Genomic DNA, 21,666 nt, shown 5'->3' with positions numbered 1-21,666 from the left:
AGAGGAGCTTGTGTATTTATGAGTTTAAACCTCAACTTCATCCCAACGCCCCAAGAACAGACTATGAGCAGTGCACCGAAAACCCGCAGTCTCGATCACCTTCTCAAAGGCGAAAGAGCCATTGTGCAAGAGATCAAGAGTGAGGAAACATCTGATGGACGCGCTCTGGTCGTTCGCCTGAACGCACTGGGGATCAACATTGGAAAGGAAGTCAGCGTTATACGGCTGGCTTGGTTGGGTGGCCCCATGTTGCTTCGTGTCAATCAGGTAACACAGGTTGCGATCCGACGTTCTGAGGCACGTTGCGTTGTTGTGGAGGAGATCAAAGGCGATGAACCCTCGGCCTGAGGCAGGTGCCCAGAGTACCCCACGTATTGCACTTATCGGTCAGCCAAACACGGGCAAATCCATGCTGTTTAATCGCATCACCAATGCCCGCGCCTCTGTTGGCAACTGGCCAGGCATCACCGTTAATGTGATGCGCGCGCGCGTGCCTTTAGCAGGGCGAAACGTGGAATATGTTGACCTGCCGGGTATTTATAATCTGGAAGGCGGATCTGAAGACGAAGCCGTCGTGAACCGGTTTTTGACAAAATTTCCGATTGATCTGGTTATCATCGTTATCAATGCAGCGCAGATTGAACGACAGATCCTGATGCCTTTGCAGGTGAAGGCGCTGGGACTGCCTGCTGTTGTCATGCTCAACATGTGTGATGAAGCTCATAAGCTCGGCATCACGTTTGATCTTGAGCAGTTGCAGAATTCTCTCAAGATGCCGGTGGCTTTGATTAGCGCCAAATACGGCACTGGCTTTGACGATGCCATGAAACAAGTCTCAGACAGTTTAAGCTCTGACTTTGCCAGCAAGCCAGTTCTGGCGGACTATGACTCGCTGTTCAAAACACTGATGACTGAGGAAACGCTCGATGATGCTTTGAAAGGTTGCGTGACTCTTCCCAAAATCTGGCCGAAAACACTGACGGAAAAGCTGGATCAGCTGTTTTTGCATCCGCTGCTGGGCCTGCCCATGTTCTTTCTCAGCATGCTGGTTATCTTCTCCGTGATCTGGGAGATTGGCCTTCCCTCTCAGGATCTTGTGAGCCGAGGTGCTGACTGGGTACAAACGATACTGCTGGAGCCGGGTTTGGCCTGGGCGCCTGTCTGGCTCAATAGCTTCTTGATCAATGGCATATGGCTTGGTCTGTCGACGGTCGCATCATTTGTGCCGCTTCTTGTGCTCTTTTTCTTTTGCATGGCCGCTGTTGAAGATAGCGGGTATCTGGCGCGTGCTGCCTTTTTGATGGATGCTCTGATGCGCCGCGTTGGGCTGGATGGCCGCGCTTTTGCGATGCAAATGATGGGGTTCGGTTGCAATGTACCCGCATTAATGGGCACGCGGGTCATGCGTACCCGCTCCTTGCGCCTGCTGGCTATGCTGGTTATTCCATTTTCACTCTGCTCTGCGCGCCTTGCTGTGTTCGTTTTTATTATCAGTGCCACCTTTCCCAGTTCCAAAGGTGCACTAGTGTTATTTTCCTTTTACGTGATCAGCTTCCTCGCCGCATTTTCAACGGCCGCCATCTTTAGCTTTTCCAAGCAGTTCAAGAGCCAGGAACCCTTCTTGTTGGAGATACCCCCCTATCGGATTCCGACAGTCAAACAAGTTTTACTCAGAGGTTGGGGTGAGGTGCGTGAGTTCATCAGAAGAGCTTCACGGTTTATTATCATCGGCTGCATTCTGGTTTGGTTGTTGACGAACCTGCCAGTTGGCGCAGAAGGATTGAATACCTATGGCGGCCAACTGGGCGTTTTGCTTCAGCCGATCATGGAGCCAATCGGCATCAATCCGTATCTTACTCTGGCACTGATCTTCGGTTTCATCGCCAAAGAGATCGTCATCGGATCTTTGTCTACAATCTACGCACTATCTGCCAGTGGTGTTTCTCAAGCCATTTCGGTGAGTGTCACACCGCTGGAAGCCTATAGTTTCTGCTTGTTCTGCCTGCTTTACACGCCTTGTCTAACAACCATTGCGACGGTGCATTCAGAAGGAAAGTCATGGCAGTTCACCAGTTTCTCGCTGATCTTGTCTCTAAGCTATGCCTGGCTGGTGTCATTCCTGTTTTACCAAGGCGCAAAGCTCTTTGGGTTTTAGGAGAGCTTATTCCTCCTCCCAAAACCCCGCGATGTAGCAATTATCGGCTTTGAAACCAACTTCATTACGGAAATACTTGCGCGCTTTCTTGGCAGTTTTCTTTTCCGCAGCAAACCAGAAGAATGCCTCCTGAACCTCAGGAATTTCCACTCGTTTTGCAGCATCAAATAATCCGTCATGACCATGAGCATCCCGATAAATCCATTCAAGGCTCATTGTCTCAGATAACGGGATTGGTGCTTCCATACCTTTTTTTGAAACACTGATGATCACCGCACCTTTCGTACCTGCAGGAGAACTTTCGAGAATGCGTGAGATGGCTGGAATGGCTGTTTCATCTCCAGCCAGCAACAGATACTTGGCCTCCGGAATCCACCCGCCACCAGGGCCAAGCAGACCAACCTTGTCCCCTTCGTTAACGCGAGCTGCCCACTCCGCTGTCGGCCCGCCTTCATGCAGGAAAACATCAAAGTCGATAGTCTGTGCTGACTTATCGAACTGGCGAACAGTGTAGACAGGGCGCATCAATTCATAATCACCCTCAGGCCAGACCGTGCGGCCTTTGTCATCCCAATAGGGCCATCTGGCTTCAAAACCCAGGTTTTTTGAGAACAACAGACGAAAATGCAAGCCACCTTCAAAGAAGCGCTGAATGCCCTCTGCTGAGACCGTTACCCGGATAAAATTGGAGCTGAAAGCAGCTGTTTTAACGACCTGAACTTCAAGAAAATTGGGAGGGTGAACACCCGCTGTGAAGTCCCCAGCCCAGATCATTTGAGGTGGAATGTTTATGTCAATGTGGCCAATAAGATGCTCGACACTCTCTTTGACAAGATGCAGTGCCTCTTGAGATGGTGCTGAGATCACCAGCTTTGCCTCTGCATCCGCCTTCAGAAACTCAACCATTCCGACTGGAGAATTCACGCGGTAGTGGGTACTGGTAATTTCTTCCAGCGTCAGATTATGGAGTTTTGCTTCGGCAGCAAAAAGCACAATGGCTTTGGCAAACTCGATACCGGGAATGAGGCTTTCGATCTTATGAAGTTCTGTTGCAGTGGTTGTCATCAAAGTGCTCGTCTTGTTTTATCAAAATATTGTTGGCATCAAGCTGGAACAATCAGCGGGGTTCCCTTCACCGGATCAGGCATCACATAGCACTCCAGACCAAAGGTTGATTTCATGATGTCTTGTGTGACGACCTTGTCAGCACTGCCCTGCGCTTCGATTTGCCCGTTCTTCATCACCACAAGATGATGAGCATAGCGTGCTGCGAGGTTGATATCGTGCAACACAGCGACGATTGTCATTTGCTGTTCTTCATTGCATCGCTTCAACAACTCAAGCAGTTCAATCTGGTGTGCAAGGTCAAGAAAAGTCGTTGGTTCATCCAGCAACAACAGATCAGTCTCCTGTGCCAGCGCCATTGCAATCCAGACACGTTGCCGCTGACCGCCAGACAGCGAACTGAAAGCTTTGTCACGCAGCTCAGTAATTTTTGTCATGTCCATCGCATTTTGAATGGCCACTTCATCCTGCCGCGACCATTGCTGCCAGACGGACTGGTGAGGCGTACGACCGCGACTTACAAGATCACCAACCGTGATGCCTTCGGGTGCAACAGGCATCTGGGGCAAAATACCGAGGCGCTTGGCAACCCCTCGGGTGGGCTGCTTATGGATGGATTTACCATCCAGCAACACAGTACCCGCACTCGGCTTTTCCAATCGAGCCAATGACCGCAGGAGTGTCGATTTTCCGCAGGCATTCGGGCCAATCACAACCGAAATCTGCCCTTTCGGAATTGCCAGGTTAAAGTCCTTAAGGACAACATGCGATCCAAACGAGAGCCCTAGATCCCTGGCTTCCAGCGGCGTGTTTTCTTGAGGCTCAAGCATTAGATGAGGTTCCGTTTTGCCTGCCGGGCAAGCAACCAAATAAGATAGGGAGCACCGATAAGAGCTGTAAAAACACCCGTCGGCATTTGAAAAGCTGCAACCAATGTGCGTGCAGCGGTGTCAGATAGCAACGTGACGAGAATACCAATCCCAGCCGCAAGGATAAGCGCTGACGATGGAGTTCTGGAAAGCTGGCGAGCTATTGGGCCAGAGACAAAGGCCACAAAAGGGATTGGGCCAGCAACCGCAACAGCTGTTGCTGTCATGACCACAGCAACAGCAACCAGAAGCAACCGCAGGCCATTCACTTTGAGGCCCAAGCCCGCTGCTAGGTCCTCATCGAAGGCGAGCCTGTCCAAAAAGTACTGCAGCACAACACCCAGTGCGCCCAGAACAACAAATGCGATGGCAACCGGTGTTATGTCTTCGCATTGCACCTGCCCAAGACTACCGACGAGCCATTTTGCCATGTCAGATGCGCGCTGAATATCAAGCTGAGACATGAGAAAATCAGCACAGGCCAGTAGAGTGAACCCAATGCCAATGCCAACCATGATCAACCGGAACAGATCCAGCCCGCGGTGCCAGGACAGTGCGACAACAAGAAGCGCCGTCAACACTCCACCAGCCACTGCCCCCCAAAACACGTAGGCCGCAGATCCAAACAGGAAGATCGTCAACAATGCGCCAAACGCAGCGCCTGCATTGAACCCAAGCACATCTGGCGACGCCAGCGGATTACGCATAAGTGCCTGAAAGATTGCGCCGGACATGCCCATAAGACCGCCCACAAACACTCCGACGAGAATACGCGGCATCCGCACATCCAGAAGGATGAGTTGGTCCACACCGCCTTCCCCGCTGAAGAACAGCGGAACGATACGGTCTGCTGAGATTGGATAAGCTCCAAGCCAATGCGCAGCAAACAGTGCAATTAAGCTGAGTACCAGCAAGACTGCACCCACCACAGCACTGCGCTTACGCATGAGCAATGCACCGCCGGGTAACGGCACGACGAGATGATGACCGAGTAACTTCATGGAGACATCATCCTTGTTTTTCTGAGGAGATAGACGAAGAACGGACCACCTACTAATGCCACTGTGACGCCAATTTGCAGCTCACGACCTTCAAGCACTATTCGGCCAAGAATGTCTCCGGACAGCACAAACAACGCGCCCAGCAGAGCTGAGAACAGCAACAACCAAGCGCTGTCCGCTCCACTGAAGCGTCGTGCCACATGCGGCACAACAAGTCCCACAAATGCAACAGGTCCTGCCAAAGCGACAGAACCGCCTGAGAGACAGACCACAGCAAACAAACTCAACGCCTTCACAAGACCCATCTTAGTGCCAAGTGACTTCGCTAAATCCTCACCAAGCGAAAGTGCATTCAGCCAGCGCCCGAGGAGAACGCAGGCAAGAAAGCCAGCTGCAAAGAACGGCCAAAGTTGGAACAAGATCTCCGGCTTGACGCCTTGCAATGAGCCAACCACCCAGAAGCGATAGGTTTCCAACGTTTGCTGACTGACCAGCAGTACACCACGCACCAATGCCAAAAGGAATGAGCTGACAGCCGCACCCGCCAAAGCCATGCGCAAGGGGCTGGCTCCGCCCTGCCCCAGATTAGCAAGCCCATACACCGCAATGCTCACCACAAACGCACCCGCCATTGCTGGCCAGATGAACATCCCGGCAGCAGAAATGCCTGCTCCCCAAATGGAGAGCACAACGGCCATAGAGGCACCGGCATTCACTCCAAACAATCCCGGATCAGCCAACGGATTGCGGGTTACGATCTGCATGATCGCACCAGCCATTGCCAGAGATGCACCGATCAAAAGCGCACCAATAAGCCGTGGCACACGCATTTCCAAAATCACAATATGATCCGGATTACTCAGATCAGTTGCCAGCAAAGCATCACTGATTGCCGAGAGTGGAACTGCCCGCACACCTGCACCAAGCGACACCACAGACAAAGCAATCAAAATGGCTACAAACGCAAGTGACCAGCCACCTCGAGACTGACCGGAGTGAGCAAGACTATCACCAGTCCCAACTCGTTGAGCGGTTTCAGCAAACATCACTGCCCCTCCATTTGCTGTGCACGGGTGATGCCTGCCTCAACTGAAGTCGCAACAGGTGTTGCCGGGTCACCATCAATCGCTGCTGCGATCAGCGGTTCCAGCTGATCTAAAGCAAAGCTCAGGCTGAGTGGTGAGGAATGTGAGAGGGCAGCTGCGATCATAGGCGTTGCCACCACCTCACGGCCTTCATTGTAGACGCGCATTGTTGGTCGGAGCCGCAAAGTGTTGATTTGGGAGGCACCTGAGCCAAAGTCGAGCCAGATCAGCACATCCGTATCAATCGGATCCAAGTCCTCTGGCGAGACACGCACATAAAAAAGATCGCTGCGAACAAGCGCTTCCACTTTTTGAGAGACAATAAACCCAAGATCGCTCAGGAAACGCCCACGCAAATCTGACGAAGGATAGGCCCCGATATCTCCCGGCCACACAACCACGGCAGATTTGCCGAGCCATGTCGAATTGCGTGCCTTAATAGCAGAAAAGCGAGCTTCCAGATCCTGCACCACTTGCTCACCTTTTGCAGTACGCCCAACAGCCTTCGCTATTGTGCGTGTCATCTGCTGCCACGGCGTTCCGTAATCCCCGAAGCGCTCTTCAGGCACGAGAACGGGCGCAATCTGCGAGAGTATCTTGTACTGAGAACGGGTCATTCCAGACCACAAACCCAAGATCAGATCAGGTTTCAGAGCAGCGATCTGCTCCACATTAATCTCACCCCACATGACTGTCGGCTTGGCATCCCCCAGAGCAGGTTGCGCCCAAGGCCAGACACCACTCGGGTAGCTGCCATACCAACGCCGAAGGGCTACCGGCTTCACTCCCAACGCCAGAAGGAAGTCATGCCCAATGAAGCTGACAGAAACGATCCGCTTGGGCTCTGCAGTGACCGTCGTTGTCCCGTACTGATGCTCAAACACCACTGGAAATTCAGCTGCTGTCGTCTGCTGAAGGCCCAGCAAAGTCACAGCAAGGAACTGCACAGTGCAGTACAACAGCAGCTTCATTTTTTTGATGCATGCGTGGATGGTTTGCATGTCGCTCTCACAAAACCAGCCACGGACTGAAAAGCCCGTGGCATCACCGTATTTACTGATTGAGAAGCTCTAGAAAGTACTGGTCAACTGCAACCGCAGCTCACGTCCCTTGCCATATGTGCAGTTGTGGGAGTCCATATTCAGACTTGCAGGCACAAGCGATGCAAGTGTCGCTTTACCGCAATGACTAATATATGACTTGTCTGCAAGATTCCGGCCTGTGAAAGAGAGTTTGAAGTTTTGGTATTCATAACTCACGGCCGCATCCAGGAGTGTCACCGGATCAAGCTTAATCGCGTTCTCATTGTCACCATATCGGTCTCCCAGATATCGCGCCCCAGCGGCAACACTCAAACCATCTAACCAGGTATTTTCCGCAAAGTCATATTTGAGCCAGAGGGAGCCTGCATGCTCTGGAATGCGCTCAAGTTGATTTCCTAAAAGAGACGAAGTTGTATCTTTTGTGACTTCAGTATCCAGATAGGTGTAGCTGCCGAGCGCAGACAAACCACTGTATAGCTCAATTGCACCTTCAAACTCCAAGCCACGCACCCTGACCTCTCCGGCCTGGATCGACGCTGGCGCAGGTCCTGCGTGGCTCGGGTCATTTGTCAGAACATTATCTTTTGTAATTTGAAAACCGGCTACGCTGAAGAAACCATCAAAACTCGTAGGAGCATACTTGATGCCGACTTCAAACTGCTTTGCATAAGTCGGTTTGAAGGCTCGACCCTCCTTGGTCGTTCCAGCAGGAGGAGCATCAAAGGATGTGCCATAGCTCGCGAAGGGTGTGATGCCGTAATCACTCACATATGAGAGACCAATACGTCCGGTAAGCGCACGGTCAAATGTTTGCTCATCCGCCACTACGGCAAATGGCTCAGGTCTTTGCCCTTTGGTGTCTCGCTCTAGCCAATCATGACGAACATTTAAATCAAGCCGGAACCTATCAAGTATCTTGGAATTTGCTGCAGCATACAACCCGGTTTGCGTAACTGATTGATCTGAGAACCCTGTATAGTCGCTCAACAAAGCCGCGTTAATTCCTGGCAGGCTAGGTAGGAGATTTGTAATTTGGCCCGTAAAGAGGTTCTTTTCTCCGGCATACCCGCTTCCTAAATCAGCTTCGGAATAGCCTTTATAGTAGTCCAGACCCGCAATAATTTGCGTCTCAACAGCCCCAAATGTGGCATCAAACTTGAGTGCGGTATCAATGGATCCCTGATAGCCAGTTTCTTCGATTTCGTTTTTGACAAGAACAACGGTATCAACACCCGAAGCCTTCGGAACCCCACTTGCTAAAAGCGTGTCAAAGTCTATTGCGCCCCCATTGTAGGCACCATCATAGGTAATATTATTATAAGCCAAGCGTGCACGCTGATAGAACTCAAGGCCATTGTCGAACTGGTGATCAAACTCATAACCAACATAATGCTGGTCACGGTTCAGCCCTTTGCGATCCGGATCACCGGCAAATGTGTCGTAGTCGAAACTACCCTGACTATTTGGCAGCAGAGTCCCATGTTGCGGTAGTATCTGCCAGCTCTCACCCTGAAAATCTTTCTGGTATTGAGCCAGCAATGTAAGTTTTGTGTTGTCGCCAAGCTTCGCAGTAATAGATGGAGCAAAATAGAACCGGTCATCATTCACATGATCCACTTGGGTATCTGACAAACGGCCAACTCCAACCAACCGATAGCTGATTGGAGAACCTTCTGAGAGGGAGCCCGTTACGTCTGCAGCAAGTTGTTTACGGTTGTTGTTTCCATAGGTTGCTTGCAAAATCGCAGAAAAATCTTCTTGCGGGCGCTTTGTGACAGTGTTGACCAGGCCACCTGGCTGGTTCGCACCAAATAAATCGGAGGACGGGCCACGCAGCACTTCAACGCGCTCGACACCAAATGGCTCAATGTTCCAGCCACCCCAGGCAAAAATTCGCAACGGCAACCCATCGCGATAGTTAAGCCCACCAACAGCGCTTTCAAAACCACGAATTGCATAGTTATCGTAGCGAAGATCAAATCCGTAGATCGCAGGTACAACACCAGCGCTGTAGGAAATCGCATCTACAATAGATTCAGCGCCCTGATCTTCCATCTGCTGAGAGGAAACCACCGAAACAGAACGCGGTGTTTCCTCGATCGGCAAACCAATACGGCCAGCACTCGCTGTCTCAGTTGGGACATAACCTAGGGTCGGCGCCAACGCGTCTTCGGCAACGGAAGAGCCGTATACAACAACTTCATCCAGATCTTGATTGGGAGGACCCGCCTCTTGCGCGTTCACAATTCCAGCAAACAGCAGCAAGCTAATAGAGGAGCCAGACAGAAGCGCAGACTTGTAGTGGATACCCATGTTTTAAACACCTATCCCACTGATAATCGCTCCAAAGATGTCTGGCTTCTGGCTTGACGTTTAATTTGGCTGGAGCTCAATCATTTGATTTTTCAATACTTTTAGAATTAACAGCAACTTCCGATCTAATGACCAAAAAGTTGAGCAATCACTCGACTTTGACTCCAATAGATAATATGACTTTATAAGTCAAGTTATTCAGTGAGTATATCTGCTAATTTGTTTCTTAAGGGCTTGCCACCGGAAATCTTGTTGTGCAGAACACAGGAAAGCGAGCTTTACAAAGGACAGCCAGCCCATGCCATCCATGAACGCGCAATCACTCGCTTTGCGAAAGAAAGCCAAACAACAACGCTCACGAGAAAAAATCGAGCTTATCCTGCAGACAACGCTGGATATGCTGAGCGAAGGTCAGGTTGATAGGATCAACACCAATGAGATTGCCCGCCGTGCTGGCGTCAGTGTGGGGTCGCTCTACAACTTCTTTCCCAACAAGCAATCCATTCTTTATGAGCTGTTTCGTCGTTGGCTGGAAAATGCTTTAACCGGACTTGATGATCTGGATGCACGCTATGATGGCAGTGAGCCAATCCGGGACTATATCGATGATATGTTTGAGCAAATGGCAATCAATGCACAAGCGAACACTGCAGGCCATTGGCAGCTTCGCCGCTCCATGAATTCCTCCAAAGAACTGTCAGAGCTAGAAGAAGCGCACATGGACCAAATTCTGGCACGCTTCATCCGTATCCAGGAAAAGTTTGGCCGCCAACTCCCAAACAACCCTCACCGCCTCGCCTATCTCCAAAACCTCATCAGTGTCTCCTGCCTCAACATCGTCGCCCTCACAGCAGACGAGCAAGAACGCAAAACCGTAATGCACTGGTGCAAAAACCTGCTCTATCTGGTGTTTGATGTTGAGAGGTTGGAGGGGTAGAGCCCGTCATCCCAGTAAGGTTCATCGCCACCGATTTCTGATGAGATGAAGTCGATGAAGCTGCGGGTTTTAGTGGGGAGGTATTGGCGGGCGGGGTAGACGGCGTACATGTTTTGGGTTGGTAAGGTGTATTCTGGCAAGACTTGGCGTAATTCTCCTGATCTCAGATAATCACCTGCTGCAAAGGTGGTCAGTCGACCGATTCCGCAACCGCCCAATACAGCAACTGTGAGGGCGTCGCCATTGTTAACCTGGAAATTGCCAGAGGCTTCGATTTTGATGGGTCCGTCCGCACCCTCTAACGTCCATTCTTGCTGGTCACTAAAGTATGCGTAATGCAAGCAATTATGGTGATGCAAATCTTCCGGGTTTTCTGGCATTCCAAACTCATCTAGATAACCGGGAGAGGCTGCCAGCACGTTGCGGCAAGGTGCTATTTTTCGAGCGATCAAGGACGAGTCCTGAAGGCGCCCTCCTCTGATTGCCAGATCAAATCCGCCATCAACTAAATCTACCAAGCGATCATCCATGATCATATCGATGCTGATTTCTGGATTATTCTTTAAGAACTTAGGGATCAGCGGAGCTATGTGTAGCCGGCCAAATGTCATTGGGACATTTATCTTTAGCCGTCCCTTTGGCTTGCCCTGTAGCTGCGCAACTGCGCTTTCTGCTTCCTGCGCTGCAGCCAATGCATCTACCGCGCGAGCGTAGTAAAGTTCTCCTGCTTCAGTCAGGCTAATGTTGCGGGTGGAACGGTGGAGAAGACGCGCACCAAGATGTTCCTCCAGCAAAGAAACCCGCTTGCTGACAGCTGACTTTGAAACGCCGAGTTGCCTCGCAGCAGCGGCAAATCCCCTTTGCTCAACCACCGTTACGAAAACGGGTATTGCATTTATATGTTCCATTCGCCCTGTCTTATTCGTTCTCTTTTTCTCACCAACAAGTTTCCACATTAGGTGATTATCGTGAAATAGGAAACTTACTAAGTTCTCTTCAGAAAAAGAGGACAGTCCAATGGCTATGATGCTTATCAATGGGCAACTGCATGAAAAACCCAAAAGTAGTGACGGAACCTATCGCCCTATCAGCAGCGATATTCGTAACTGGATAGAACCGAATGTGGCTGCTGAGTTTCCTGCGGAAGAAGATCGCTACCATCTTTATACATCACATGCGTGTCCGTGGTGCCATCGTGTGATGGTGATGCGATCATTAATGGGGTTGCAGGGGATCATTTCTGTCAGCGAGATGCATCCGGTCATGGGGGATAAGGGATGGCAGATTGACCAAACCTTGTTTGATGATGCAGCAGGTGTTCCAAGAGACACATTTATTTTTGAAGTCTATTTGCGCGCCTTCCCCCAGTACACTGGCGCGCTTACGGTCCCTCTCCTGGTCGACAAGAAGACGAACAAGATCGTCAGCAATAATTCAGCGGACATTATGCGGATGCAGAACACAGCTTTTGCTGGTCTGGCTTCCTCAAACATCAATTTTTATCCAGCAGCATTACGCGAGGAGATTGATGAGCTTGCTGATTTCATTCAGGAAAACGTGAGTTCTGGCGTCTATCGCGCTGGCTTTGCAACTTCTCAAAGTTCTTATGATGCTGCTGTCTCTAAGCTCTTTGAAGCTCTTGACCTTTTGGAGGCTCGGCTGAGTGTTCGGCGTTATCTGGCAGGAGCTCAAATCACCGAAGTTGACTGGAAGTTTTTTGTTAGTCTCATTCGGTTTGATGCTGTTTACGTGACACATTTCAAAACCGATCTGCGACGCATTACAGATTATCCCAATCTCAGCTCATATCTCAGCGAGCTCTATCAGTATCCTGGTATCGCAGAAACAGTGAACTTCCAACGTATGCGGGAGCATTATTTCCGCAGCCACCGTCATCTCAATCCCACAGGTATCGTTTCAATTGGCCCGCAGTCGGACCTGCTGAAACCGCACGGTCGCGACCAGACCAGTGTCTTCCAAAAAGGAGCTGCCTAATGGATTGTCAAGCAACTTATACGGAAACTGGAAAGCACAATAATCCAACAGGTTACATCATCCTGATCGGCGCAATTGTTGGCGTTAATTACGCTCTTGCCAAGCTTGTGACAAAAGCTGGGGTCACAGCACTGAGCGCAACATTTGCGCAGTTACTATTGGCGGGTTTGTTCCTCTACCTCTTGCTTCATCTGAAGCATGAGAGCCTCTCGCTGAAACGCCGCCATATCAAGTATTACATCATCAATGGCTTCCTTGGGATCACAGTGCCTTCGCTGGTTGCATACCTGGTCCTACAGCATATTCCAGCCTGGCTTTTGACTGTTCTTGTAACTCTATCGCCTTTGATTACGGCGGTGCTCTCATCAATCGTCAATGGAAAGCTGATTGCAACACAGCGGCTTGTCGGGATTTTGGTTGGGCTTGCCGGGATTAGTTTTGTGACACTCAGTAGTGCTCAAGTCAGTCAGTTTGATCCTATCTGGATTTTGATTGGGACAGGCATGCCTTTGTCGCTGGCAATTGCAAACATCTACCGCAACAAAGCCTATCCCAAAGACGCCTCCTCAGTTGGGACTGCAACCGGGACCATGTTCTCTCAAGTGCTGTTGCTGCTGCCTTTGCTTCTTCTTGGCGATAGTCTGCCAGCGCTTGTCGAGCCATTCCAGGACATCTGGTGGATCATCCTTGGCATCGGATTTCTTAGTGCAGCGAGCTATGCTCTCACGTTCTTTATTCAAGACAGAACGGACAGTGTTGGCTTCAGCCAAGTCGGATATTTTGCCACAGTTTCAGGTATTTTGGTTGCTGCACTGGTGTTTTCAGAACCCATCAGCATGGCCATCTTCGCTGCTATTGCCGTTCTGTTCTTTGGGCTGGCACTGACAAACGGACACATTCGACTCACGAAACTTCGAGCTTCCTGAATTCTAAGCTTTCAGATGCAGCAACCACTCTCCCAACCTAAAAGAACGATAGGAAAGAAAATGACATCCCTCACTAAGGCACACGTAGATGCACGCGACTTTGCCAATAAGCTTTATCAAGCCGTCGACTCTTTGAGCGCTGAGGCTGTCGGATCTTTTCTGGCACAAGACGTTCGGTTCCAGCTTGGGAATTTTGATGAGATTTCAGGTTACCAGCAGGTTGTCGATGCAAATGCAGCCTTTTTCCAATCCATCGCAGCTATGTCACACACACTCAAAGACGCCTGGAGTGTTGGTGATACAGTCATTTGCACGGGCACGGTGCATTATACGCGTCATGACAAAAGCACACTCCAGATCCCTTTCTCAGCTGTTTTGAAGCTCAATGACACTCTGATTTATGACTATCAGGTCTATGTCGACGTTTCTCCACTTTAGGAGAAATAGCTGATCCCTTCCTGGGTAGAACAGGGAGACTCATTTGGTGGCACGGCGTGAAGCTTTTGGTTTTGCGCCGTGTTTTTTTTGTAAAAAGCCCATATTTCTGCTGGATTTTACTTAGTTTTTCCTAGCTGAGAACATTCATCAGCCCCCAGCACCCGAAATTTTTCAAAGCCAAGTCGCTGAATTTTAATAATTAATTCCCCCGCCACCTCGATTGTCAGACAATATTGATTTTTCTCAAGACTTGATGTGTATTTTATGTAATAGTCGATTGTAGGACAATCGACGGAGTACATTATGATCAAGGCACTTCGCCTTAATGCTGCAGACAATGTTGCAACCCTGCTGGAAAATGCCAGCAAGGGGGAGACAGTTCTGGTGATCTCCGAACAGAACGAAAGCTTGGGAGAGCTGGAGCTTCTGCAAGCTATTCCCTTCGGCAACAAAGTCGCACTGCGCCCCATGAAACCAGAGGACCAGCTGATTAAAGGCGGCGTCGCAGTCGGCAAAGCAATCAAACCTGTTCCTCAGGGCCAGCTTGCTCACGTTCAAAACATTCGAAGCTTAAATCTGGATATTCCAGAGGTGATGATCAACGAAATCATCACCCAAATGGAAATTGAGGTGGACTGATGCAGACGTTCAGAGGCTATCAGCGAGAAGATGGATCTGTCGGCATCCGCAATCTCATCATGGTTATCGCTGCCGATGAGTGCGCGGAAGGCATCGCACGTGCGATCTCTGAGAAGACACCCGGTACTGTTGTCGTCACCAATTACAATACCTGCATGTATGGTGGCAACGAAGAGATGATTGGCACCATGATCAACGCAGCGACCAACCCGAACATCGCCGGGGCGCTGGTGATCAATATGGGTTGTGGCAGCATTACGCCTGACCTTGTGGCTGGGCCAATCCGTGCAACCGGGCGTCCTGTTGAGACCCTCACCTGCATTAAAGAAAGCGGAACAGTTTCGACTATTCGCGAAGGGTTGAAACGGATTGCCAAGATCGTTGAGCACGCCAATGCAACACCGATGGTTGATGCTCCAATCAGCAAGCTGCTGGTGGGTATCAAATGTGGTGGCTCAGACACCAGCTCTGGCATTGCTTCTAACCCAAGTGTTGGTCTTGCTGCTGACAAGCTGATTGATATGGGGGCTTCTGCCGTGGCAGGTGAGCTTCTGGAGCTGCTTGGCTGCGAGCATATTCTTAAAGAGCGGGCTGTCACCTTAGAAGTCTCTGAGAAGATCGACCAGCTGATCAGTGATGAAGAAAAGCGCTGGCATGTTGAGGGCACTCAGGTTGAAACCATGAGTGTTGGTAACAGCATTGGCGGCCTGACAACCATCGAAGAAAAGTCACTCGGCGCTCTTGCAAAGACAGGCTCCAAGCCAATTCAGGATATCTTGCGCATCAATGCGACTAAGTTGGAGAAGCCAGAGGCTCCAGGCATGTACTTGTCTGAAACGACAATGCTTTGTGGTGGCTCAGCGATGCATTTTGCAGCACTCGGCTGTCAGGTGATCCTTTGGACCACTGGTGGGGCTGGTTTCAATAATCCGATTGTTCCAGTCATCCGCGTCAGTGGCAACAGTCAACTGATCAATGAAGACATCGACATTGATGCAACCGGCATCATGCGCGGTGAAGACAGCCTTGAGAATGTCTCCGAACAAATCCTGAAAACACTCGAAGGCGTGATCAATGGCGAGAAAACCGCCATCGAAGACTTTGGCTACGCTTACTGCTCACTCATTCAGAAAGATCAGCGCGTCGAGCGTTTGCTTTCCATCCCCGCAGAATAATTAAAACAACGCGCAGGCCTTCTTTGAGGACCGGCGCATCAGGGAGAATAAAATGAAGATCACTGATGTTGAGGTCATCCATCTTCGTGTCCCGCTGCTCGCACAAAATTGCGAGTGGGGCGAAGATGCACTGATCGTACGCATCCACACCGACACTGGTCTGGTGGGGCTTGGGGAGTCAGACAGCTCGCCAACCGTGATTGCAGCACTCATTGAAGCACCGCAGTCCAACTTGTATTGCACGGGTCTGAAGTCCCTGCTGATCGGCGAAAATCCACTTGAGATCAGCCGCTTATGGAACAAGATGTATTGGTCCAGCAACTATGTTGGTCGTCGCGGTGCTGGCATTCATGCCATGAGCGCTATCGATATTGCACTGTGGGACATCTCCGCCAAGCACTATGGTGTGCCACTGCATATTCTGCTAGGAGCGAAGTATCGTGACCGAATTCCGGCTTACGGCACTTTCATCCCAGCAGATAACCCAGAAGACAACCGCAAGATCGCACAGGATCTGGTCGCAAAGGGCTTCACCAGCCTGAAATTTGGCGGTGGCATTCTGGGTGATGATCCAGACACTGATTATGAGATTGTACGCGTTGTGCGTGAAGCAATCGGTCCAGACATACAGCTGCAGATCGATCTTGCCACCAAATGGCGCACTGCCTCTCATGCTTTGCATATGTGTAAGCGTCTGGAACCTTTCAATCTGCACTGGATTGAAGAGCCCGTCATGGCTGACGATGAACGTGGCTATGTGAAACTTGGAGCTCAGGCTTCTCAGAAGATTGCTGGCGGTGAAGCTCTGACCACATGTCGCGAGTTCCACGACATGCTGGAGCGTTGTGAGCCAGACATCATTCAACCAGACATTACGCGTTGTGGTGGCATCACCGAGATGCGCAAGATTTATGACATGGCGCAGATGCGCGGTGTCCAACTCATTCCTCATGGGTTCAGCACAGACATTCTGCTTGCTGCATCTGTGCATTTCCTTGCCTCCTGCGAGCAAGGAAACCTGATGGAATACTCCCAGAGCAATAGTCCGCTTGTTGCGGGTAACGGGCTGGCTAAAGAGCCAGTGGTCTTCGCTGAGGGGCAGCTTGTTGTTCCTGATCGCCCAGGCCTTGGGATCGAGCTGAACGAAGACCTAATCAAAAAATATCAAGTGAATGCACAACCTGCTTACGCTTGAAGATGGAGGAATAACAAATGTCTAACACTGGGAAAAGATTAGACACCTTACTGCTTTCAATAAGTCTGGGGTTTGTCATCGCCATTGTTGCTGGCCTGACAATCTTCCCTGAAAAGGGCAACGAGATAGCCAACTACCTGTTCGGTACATTCAATGCGATCTTCGGCACGCCTGTGCTGCTGCTTGTGTTTGGATCAGTTATCTTTCTGGCTGCGCTTGGGATAAGCAAATACGGCAATATCCGTCTGGGTGAAGGCAGCCCTGAGTACAGCACATTCGCATGGGTTTCCATGATGATCTGTGCAGGTCTGGGTTCTGCAACAGTATACTGGGCCTTTACTGAGTGGGCATATTACTTCAACGCCCCTCCTCTAGGAGTTCAGACTGGTACGACTGCGGCTTACGAGCTGGGCACTGCTTACAACCTGTTCCACTGGGGCTTCAGCGCCTGGGCAGCTTACTGCATTGTCTCTCTGCCAGTTGCTTACCACTTCCACGTTCGCAAGAACCCTGGTCTCAGCCTCTCAGCTGTGTGTACTGCTATCCGCGGTGACAAGCCGATAACTCCGCTTTGGCGCTTGATCAGCCGTGTGATTGACGTGATCTTCATCTTCACCATCTTCGGTGCACTTTCCATCACACTTGGTGTGTCTGTGCCGATGGTTTCTGAGATCCTGTCTTCTCTGATCGGTATTGAACCAACCTTCAATGTGAATCTGGTACTGATACTGATTATCTCCGCATTCTTCTCTCTGAGTTCATATGTGGGCATTCAGAAGGGTATGGCGCGTATCAGCTCAATGAACACATATCTGGCAATCGGCTTCTGTATTGCTGTGTTCCTGGTTGGCCCAACAATGTTCATCGCGAAGTCTACGGTGAATGGTCTTGGCATCATGATCCAGGATTTCATCCGCATGAGCCTTTACACTGATCCGGTTGACAATGGCGGTTTCCCAGAAGGTTGGACAATCTTTTACTGGCTCTACTGGATCACCTACACTCCGTTCGTATCCATCTTCGTGACCAAAATCTCCAAGGGTCGTAGTATCCGCGGCGTCATCACGAACATGCTGCTGAGCGGTAGTGCTGGTTGCTTCTTCTTCTTCGGTATCCTTGGCGGTCTGTCTCAGTCAGCAAACGTAACCGGTCTTGTTGATGTTGCTGGTCTTGTAGCTTCCGGCGAAGGAAATCAGGCGATTGTTCAGGTCATGAACACCCTGCCACTCAGCGCGATCTTCATCGTTCTGTTTGCGCTGGTCTCCGTTCTCTTCCTGGCAACCACTCTGGACTCTGCAGCCTTCACCATGGCAGCGGCTTCTACAAAGGGTCTGAAAGAGAACGAAGAGCCATCTCCAATGCTGCGCCTGTTCTGGTGTGTGATGCTGGCTGCAGTTCCACTTGCGATGATGTTCATTGACGCCCCACTGAACACCATCAAAACATGTGCCATCGTAACCTCTATCCCACTGATGTTTATCATCAGCTATATGGTTTACGGATTCATCAAGTGGATGCGTGAGGACTTCGCTTTAACAAGTGGCGAAGATATTCTCCGGCAGTCCCGCGAAGCAGCTGGTGCTGTTCTTGCGGAATAAGCTTCCTCCTCAGGCAAAGCAAAAGGGCGACCTCCGGGCCGCCCTTTTTTATGACTATCTCAAATCTTCAAGCGCTATCAGTCGTCAGTCGCCAGCTTCACATGTTCATGTTTCAGCTTATGGCCCATTTCAGTGAAGGTACTGATGTTCTCAATAGCGAGCTTGCGGGCCTTTTCCGCCTCGCCAGAGCAAATGGCTTCCACTAAACCGACATGAGTGTTCGCACTGTCTTCAATATCAAAGTCAAAGTGCGTGATGCGAATATAAATTGAGAGCTGATTGATCACGCTCTTGTACATGTGCGCCAAGCGTGCGCTTTCACTCAGTTCAATGATTAGCTTGTGAAGCTCAAAGTCATAGAACGTGACTTCTGTTAGGGAGACACCGTCTTGCTGGCAGATCTCCTTGAAGACCTCCAGCTCTTTACGCAGCCGAACAGCCTTTTCAGGCGTGATCGTTTCAGCTGCCATTTGAGCAGCCTGACTCTCCAACGCAACACGGAGATGGTAGATTTCCCAGATATCGTGGTCCGTCAGTGTCGTCACGCTCCACCCAGCATAAGGCTTTTGCGAGACAAGTCCTTCGCTCGAGAGTGTGTTCAACGCCATGCGCACAGTTGTGCGTGACAGCTCCAGACCTTTTGCAAGCGTACTTTCCGTCAGCTTGTCGCCTGAGACATAATGACCCGCCAAAATCTGCTGCCTCAGAAAATCTGCGGCTTGCTCCTCAAGGCTTTGTTTTGAAATCTTCATTGGAACTCAATTGCGTCCGTCGTGTTCACTCTCATATTTGAGCTGTATCACCATTAGCTTGCTGAATAAATGACGAGTTTCTCACGCCAGATATTTGCTCTGTGATTATTGTAGGATCAGCTGGATTTAGATATATTTTGCACGCGCACTGGCAAAAGAACGGTGTCGGGTTTGTTTCCAGCACCGACAAAGTTTTTAATGACTCTAAACTGGGAATGGTTTATTGTTGAGTTAGAGATGCATATTTTTATTGACGACAGACACCGGAAGACGCATAGCTAATATTATGAGACTCACTCAACAAACCAACTATGCTGTACGTGCCCTGATGTATTGTGCGGCAAATCCTGGCAAGCCAAGCAAAGTTGCTGAGATCGCGGCTTCGTTTTCCATGTCGGAAACTCACCTTTTCAAGATCATGAAGGTGCTCGTTGACGCTGATCTGATGAAAACCATCCGAGGGCGTAACGGTGGTATCGTATTGCCACGTCCAGCTGAGCAAATCAGCGTGGGTCAGGTGGTACGTGCGACTGAAGAGTCATTCCTTCTTGCTGAGTGCTTTGACAGTGGCCGTCAGGACTGCCCGCTCGTCAATCACTGCGGCTTCAATTCTGTTCTGCATGAAGCGCTGGAAGCGTTCCTCGGTGTGCTCGACAAGTGCACGATTGCGGATCTTGCTGACAACCGTGCGAGCATTCGCCACCTGTTGCAGATTGAAGACCCACTTCTGCCAAAGAATATGGCTGCTGCTGAGTAAGCGCGCCATCAGCGACGAGATGATCAGGCAGCGAATATTCGCTGCCTTTTTTGTTATCGTACTTTGAAGACTATCGGCGCTGTTCTACTGACCGTATTGTTCCTCATCGAGGATGGAAATGCAGGGAATGGCGCAGCGGCCTTTAGGGCTTTCAACGCGGCCTGATCAAATCGCTTATTCCCACTCGAACGGGATAGCCTAATTCCCGTTACAGCCCCATCTCTGTGCACGACAAAACTCACACGGACGATGCCTGACTTCTTCCGATTCTTCTCACGTCTCGGGTATCGTCTATCCGCAGCACGTTGGATCTTCTTTTGCACCTTGCCCCAGTAATTGCTCGTTGCAGCATTGCCTGCACCGTCGCCGGAGCCAGCGATGTTGTTGCCATTCTTTGAGGTGTTGGAGCCTTTACGGGCAACCTTGGAGCCTCGAGCAGAATTAACATCCGAGTTACCTGCTTTCTTGGCAGGCTCTTTTTTGACTTTTGCAGGAGCCTTCTTTGCGGTTTTCTTAGGCTTGGTTTTCCGCGGCTGCTTTGGACGTGGCGGCGCTGCTCGCGGGACTGGAACAGTTACTGCAGCAACTTCAGTCTCAACGGGCTTTGCCTCAAGCTCTTTCTTTTCATCAACGAGTTCAGCAGACTTCTTTTCTACCGGCTTCAGTTCTTCCGGTGTTTCCTGCTCCACCACTTCCAGTTTTTCTGGTTGAGATATTTTGGCTTCGTCCGGTTTGACTGGGTCTTGTTGCTCTTTCAGCTTTACAGGATCGACGTCTTTAGTCGGCTCTACTGGTTCTTGCTGTTTAACAGGCAGAACTTTTGCAACTTCAACGGGCTTAATCTCCTGCACCTCAGCAGGTTTGATTTGTTCAGGCTGAAGCTCAAGTTTGAGCGGCTTAATTTCTTCTTTTGGCTTGATTGGCTCAATCTCAGCCTTGATGGTAACACCTTCAGCAACAGGTTCTGGTAATGGTTTCACAGCCTGCGTTGCAATCGGTTTGATTGGTGTGATCTCTGCTTTAACCAGCTCAATGGGCTCAACAGACTCAATCTCTTTGACTTGCTCTATCGAAGTTTCAATCTCACGAGGCTCAACTTCATCTGGCTGGTCCGGCTCAATCGGTTCAACAGCTTCCTTAGAACCTGCAATAAGATCCTCAATCGACCCGACGACAGAAAGTGACGTTGACCGTGTTGAGGCAACCTGAACTTCAGGAGCCCGTGTATAGAACCAAGCAAACCCAGCTGCGTGAACGCTGACAGACACGAGTAAGGCGGTCGTGAGGGCTGAACCACCGATTTTCCTGCGAATGCTCTTCTTCATTGGGCAGCCCTTACGGTGACCAATGTAATATCAGAGAAACCTTGTTTTTTCAGCGCGGCAAGGGTTCTGGCGAGTGTCTGACCAGACAGTGCCTTGTCAGCAACAACCATCAGAGGGTCTTTATTACCGTCCAGCGGTATCAGATCCTCAACAAGAACTGGTTGTTCGTTTTGGCTTATCGATCCATCAGGAGCGATAATCAGCGCTCCGGCAATAAGCTCACGACTGGATTGCTCCTGCGTTTCTGCAGGGCTCACGTTTTTTGCATCGTCTCTATCAATTGAACCTGCAAAGAGGAAGAAGATGAGCATCAGGAACACGATATTGATCAATGGAATCGTGTTCTCAAATGTCCTCTTTTGTGGTTTTGTCTTCAGACGCATTCTTTAAACTTCTTA

The 21,666-nt window shown here is 50.2% G+C and carries 21 protein-coding genes; 11 read left to right on the top strand and 10 right to left on the bottom strand.

Annotation, left to right across the window (positions count from 1 at the left end):
• The first annotated feature begins 18 nt into the window (after nucleotides 1-18).
• Nucleotides 19-348 (top strand): FeoA family protein, encoded by a 330-nt coding sequence (locus tag PsW64_RS26920; RefSeq protein WP_063305603.1) that lies wholly within the window; start codon nucleotides 19-21, stop codon nucleotides 346-348.
• Entirely contained in the window at nucleotides 332-2,155 is a 1,824-nt protein-coding gene (gene feoB, locus PsW64_RS26915; protein ID WP_057462828.1) for a ferrous iron transport protein B, read from the top strand. The genes PsW64_RS26920 and feoB overlap by 17 nt, the downstream gene beginning before the upstream one ends.
• A 6-nt stretch (nucleotides 2,156-2,161) precedes the next feature.
• Here feoB and PsW64_RS26910 read toward each other — a convergent pair whose 3' ends face one another.
• From PsW64_RS26910 to PsW64_RS26885, 6 genes are all read right to left on the bottom strand, one after another.
• Nucleotides 2,162-3,220 carry a siderophore-interacting protein gene (locus tag PsW64_RS26910; protein WP_063305602.1) on the bottom strand — a complete coding sequence of 353 codons (1,059 nt, stop codon included), beginning with the start codon at nucleotides 3,218-3,220 and terminating at the stop codon, nucleotides 2,162-2,164.
• Nucleotides 3,221-3,258: 38 nt separating this feature from the next.
• The gene (locus PsW64_RS26905; RefSeq protein WP_063295268.1) at nucleotides 3,259-4,050 is read right to left on the bottom strand and encodes an ABC transporter ATP-binding protein; all 792 of its coding nucleotides are present in this window, start codon (nucleotides 4,048-4,050) and stop codon (nucleotides 3,259-3,261) included.
• Nucleotides 4,050-5,090 carry a FecCD family ABC transporter permease gene (locus PsW64_RS26900; protein WP_063305601.1) on the bottom strand — a complete coding sequence of 347 codons (1,041 nt, stop codon included), beginning with the start codon at nucleotides 5,088-5,090 and terminating at the stop codon, nucleotides 4,050-4,052. The genes PsW64_RS26905 and PsW64_RS26900 overlap by 1 nt, the downstream gene beginning before the upstream one ends.
• Nucleotides 5,087-6,136 carry a FecCD family ABC transporter permease gene (locus PsW64_RS26895; protein WP_063301196.1) on the bottom strand — a complete coding sequence of 350 codons (1,050 nt, stop codon included), beginning with the start codon at nucleotides 6,134-6,136 and terminating at the stop codon, nucleotides 5,087-5,089. The genes PsW64_RS26900 and PsW64_RS26895 overlap by 4 nt, the downstream gene beginning before the upstream one ends.
• Nucleotides 6,136-7,176, bottom strand: coding sequence for an iron-siderophore ABC transporter substrate-binding protein (locus PsW64_RS26890; protein ID WP_063305600.1), 1,041 nt, complete (start codon nucleotides 7,174-7,176; stop codon nucleotides 6,136-6,138). Before PsW64_RS26890 ends, PsW64_RS26895 begins: the two co-directional genes overlap by 1 nt.
• A gap of 69 nt (nucleotides 7,177-7,245) precedes the next feature.
• On the bottom strand, nucleotides 7,246-9,531 hold the full coding sequence (locus tag PsW64_RS26885) for a TonB-dependent siderophore receptor (RefSeq protein ID WP_063305599.1): 2,286 nt from the start codon (nucleotides 9,529-9,531) through the stop codon (nucleotides 7,246-7,248).
• A gap of 298 nt (nucleotides 9,532-9,829) precedes the next feature.
• Here PsW64_RS26885 and PsW64_RS26880 point away from each other — a divergent pair, with 298 nt between their 5' ends.
• Complete coding sequence (locus PsW64_RS26880) at nucleotides 9,830-10,468, top strand: TetR/AcrR family transcriptional regulator (RefSeq protein WP_063305598.1); 639 nt, start codon at nucleotides 9,830-9,832, stop codon at nucleotides 10,466-10,468.
• Here PsW64_RS26880 and PsW64_RS26875 read toward each other — a convergent pair.
• Nucleotides 10,432-11,376 (bottom strand): LysR family transcriptional regulator, encoded by a 945-nt coding sequence (locus PsW64_RS26875; protein WP_063305597.1) that lies wholly within the window; start codon nucleotides 11,374-11,376, stop codon nucleotides 10,432-10,434. The two genes, PsW64_RS26880 and PsW64_RS26875, sit on opposite strands and share 37 nt — an antisense overlap.
• Nucleotides 11,377-11,485: 109 nt before the next feature.
• Here PsW64_RS26875 and PsW64_RS26870 point away from each other — a divergent pair, with 109 nt between their 5' ends.
• The 7 genes from PsW64_RS26870 (at nucleotide 11,486) to PsW64_RS26835 (ending at nucleotide 18,434) form a co-directional block, all read left to right on the top strand.
• Entirely contained in the window at nucleotides 11,486-12,463 is a 978-nt protein-coding gene (locus PsW64_RS26870; RefSeq protein WP_208981050.1) for a glutathione S-transferase family protein, read from the top strand.
• Entirely contained in the window at nucleotides 12,463-13,389 is a 927-nt protein-coding gene (locus tag PsW64_RS26865) for a DMT family transporter (RefSeq protein ID WP_063305596.1), read from the top strand. Before PsW64_RS26870 ends, PsW64_RS26865 begins: the two co-directional genes overlap by 1 nt.
• Nucleotides 13,390-13,449: 60 nt before the next feature.
• On the top strand, nucleotides 13,450-13,827 hold the full coding sequence (locus PsW64_RS26860; RefSeq protein ID WP_063305595.1) for a nuclear transport factor 2 family protein: 378 nt from the start codon (nucleotides 13,450-13,452) through the stop codon (nucleotides 13,825-13,827).
• 303 nt (nucleotides 13,828-14,130) lie between these two features.
• Nucleotides 14,131-14,466: an SAF domain-containing protein gene (locus tag PsW64_RS26850; RefSeq protein WP_063286819.1), complete on the top strand. Its 336-nt coding sequence runs from the start codon at nucleotides 14,131-14,133 to the stop codon at nucleotides 14,464-14,466.
• On the top strand, nucleotides 14,466-15,641 hold the full coding sequence (locus tag PsW64_RS26845) for a UxaA family hydrolase (RefSeq protein WP_063305593.1): 1,176 nt from the start codon (nucleotides 14,466-14,468) through the stop codon (nucleotides 15,639-15,641). The genes PsW64_RS26850 and PsW64_RS26845 overlap by 1 nt, the downstream gene beginning before the upstream one ends.
• 52 nt (nucleotides 15,642-15,693) lie before the next feature.
• Complete coding sequence (locus tag PsW64_RS26840) at nucleotides 15,694-16,836, top strand: mandelate racemase/muconate lactonizing enzyme family protein (protein ID WP_057462840.1); 1,143 nt, start codon at nucleotides 15,694-15,696, stop codon at nucleotides 16,834-16,836.
• Nucleotides 16,837-16,853: 17 nt separating this feature from the next.
• Nucleotides 16,854-18,434, top strand: coding sequence for a BCCT family transporter (locus PsW64_RS26835; RefSeq protein ID WP_063305592.1), 1,581 nt, complete (start codon nucleotides 16,854-16,856; stop codon nucleotides 18,432-18,434).
• A 77-nt stretch (nucleotides 18,435-18,511) separates the two neighbouring features.
• On the opposite strand, the gene PsW64_RS26830 is transcribed toward PsW64_RS26835, so the two are convergent.
• Nucleotides 18,512-19,186: a GntR family transcriptional regulator gene (locus PsW64_RS26830; protein ID WP_057462842.1), complete on the bottom strand. Its 675-nt coding sequence runs from the start codon at nucleotides 19,184-19,186 to the stop codon at nucleotides 18,512-18,514.
• 286 nt (nucleotides 19,187-19,472) lie between these two features.
• On the opposite strand from PsW64_RS26830, the gene rirA reads away from it, so the two are divergent.
• On the top strand, nucleotides 19,473-19,943 hold the full coding sequence (rirA, locus tag PsW64_RS26825) for an iron-responsive transcriptional regulator RirA (protein WP_082596779.1): 471 nt from the start codon (nucleotides 19,473-19,475) through the stop codon (nucleotides 19,941-19,943).
• Nucleotides 19,944-19,996: 53 nt separating this feature from the next.
• Here the strand turns inward: rirA and PsW64_RS26820 are convergent, their stop codons facing one another.
• Together PsW64_RS26820 and PsW64_RS26815 are read right to left on the bottom strand one after the other, a co-directional pair.
• Nucleotides 19,997-21,268 carry an energy transducer TonB family protein gene (locus PsW64_RS26820; RefSeq protein ID WP_063305591.1) on the bottom strand — a complete coding sequence of 424 codons (1,272 nt, stop codon included), beginning with the start codon at nucleotides 21,266-21,268 and terminating at the stop codon, nucleotides 19,997-19,999.
• Nucleotides 21,265-21,651 (bottom strand): ExbD/TolR family protein, encoded by a 387-nt coding sequence (locus PsW64_RS26815; RefSeq protein ID WP_057462844.1) that lies wholly within the window; start codon nucleotides 21,649-21,651, stop codon nucleotides 21,265-21,267. Before PsW64_RS26815 ends, PsW64_RS26820 begins: the two co-directional genes overlap by 4 nt.
• Nucleotides 21,652-21,666 lie beyond the last annotated feature (15 nt).

Origin of the sequence: Pseudovibrio sp. W64 (assembly GCF_001623145.1) — a bacterium.
In the GTDB taxonomy this organism is placed as follows: domain Bacteria; phylum Pseudomonadota; class Alphaproteobacteria; order Rhizobiales; family Stappiaceae; genus Pseudovibrio.
This window is presented reverse-complemented; position numbering and strand designations above follow the sequence as displayed.